General features: G+C 73.6%; 1 protein-coding gene. It reads right to left on the bottom strand.

Annotation, left to right across the window (positions count from 1 at the left end; genetic code table 11):
* Positions 1–11: 11 nt before the first annotated feature.
* Positions 12–1,415 (bottom strand): cellulase family glycosylhydrolase, encoded by a 1,404-nt coding sequence (locus tag ACJOT3_RS34440; protein WP_406977320.1) that lies wholly within the window; start codon positions 1,413–1,415, stop codon positions 12–14.
* Positions 1,416–1,521: the final 106 nt, after the last annotated feature.

Raw genomic sequence — 1,521 nt, 5'->3', positions numbered from 1 at the left:
GCCGCGGCCGGTCAGGCCGCGGCGCACGTCGGGTCGGGGGCGACGGCGGGGCCGTTGCCGATGAGTCCGAAGGAGGTGGTGGCGCCCGCGGCGAGGACGCCGTTGTAGGCGGCGTTGCGGGCGGTCACGGTGCCGCCGGAGGCGGTGAGGTCGGCGTTCCACGCCTGGGCCACGGTCTGTCCGGAGGGCGCGGTCCAGGTGACGGTCCAGCCGCCGAGGGCGCTGTGCGCGGTCACCTCGATCTCGGCCTGGAAGCCGCCCGTCCACTCGTTGGTGATGCGGAACTCCGCGGTGCACTCGCCCGCGGGCGGCTCGGTGGGCTGCTCGGTCGGCGGGTCCGTGGGCGGGCCGGTGGGGTCCGGCGGGTCGGTGGGCCCGCCCCCGCCGCCGTACACCGGCGCCTCCACCGACGTCTCGCCGATGCCGTCGGGCCCGTGGAAGATCCGCTCGCCCCACGGGGTGAGCCGGGTCGGGTCGAACCCCTCGACCATGTCGAGGTACTCCACTCCCCCGCCGTTGCCGCTCCACGACCAGCCGATGTAGCCCAGCCCCAGCCGCCGGGTGTGCTCCATGATCGCGTCCTCGTCGGGGTTCCCGTCGCTGTGGTCGTGGCCGAACTCGCCGACGATCAGCGGCAGCCCCGCGTTCGCGAAGTGCTCCAGGTAGGAGACGACCGTGGACTCCTGCTCGTACACGCCGTACATGTGGATGGAGAAGACGGTGTTGGCGTCCGCGGCCGCCACCAGCGGCGCGTCGCGCCGCATGATGCCCTGCCAGTCCTGGCCCCAGTTGGGCGCGTCCACCACGAGCGTGTGGTCGAACCCGGCGGCGCGCAGCCGCCCGATGGCGTCGATGGTGTCGTCGGCCCAGCCCTGGTTGACGGACTCGTTGTTGCCGTAGGGCTCGTTGCCGATGTTGACGAGGACGTGGTCCTCCTCGCCCTCCAGCACGTCCTGGATCCGCAGCCAGTAGTCGACGGCCTGGTCGAGGGTGGCGGCCCCGGACTGCTCGCCGTAGCCGGTGGTGTCGTGGACTTCGAGCATGCAGATCAGCCGGTTGGCCTTGCACAGCGCCACCACGTTGGCGACGTCGGCGGGCCCGTTCTCGTCCCAGCGGTCGCCGCTGCTCAGGACGACGCGGACGGTGTTGGCGCCCAGGGCCTTGAGGTCGGCGAAGGAGCCGGTCTCCTGGAGGTACCAGGTGTGGGCGTGGCTGGCGCCGCGGATGAGGAAGTCGTTGCCGGCGGCGTCGACCAGCCGCCCGTTCTCGACCCGGAACCCGGTGTCGGCGCGCGCGGCGGTCGGGGCGAGGGCGAGCACGGCGGCGACCAGGGCGAGGGTCAGCGTCAGGGCCGCGCCCAGGGCCAGGGCGGTGCGGGGGTTCGGTGTTCGGGGGCTCGGTGTTCGCGGATGCATACGGTCTCCAGGGGGTTCGGGGAAGAGGGGTTTCGGGGGACGGGGGTTCGGCAGGTCCGGGGTGGAGCCCCGGGGGCCGGGTGGAGGAGGTCCGGCCCCCGGGACG

Source organism: Nocardiopsis protaetiae (assembly GCF_045446735.1).
Classification (GTDB): Bacteria; Actinomycetota; Actinomycetes; order Streptosporangiales; family Streptosporangiaceae; genus Nocardiopsis; species Nocardiopsis protaetiae.
Note: the sequence above shows the minus strand (reverse complement) of the source record. Positions and strands in the feature narration are given on the sequence as shown.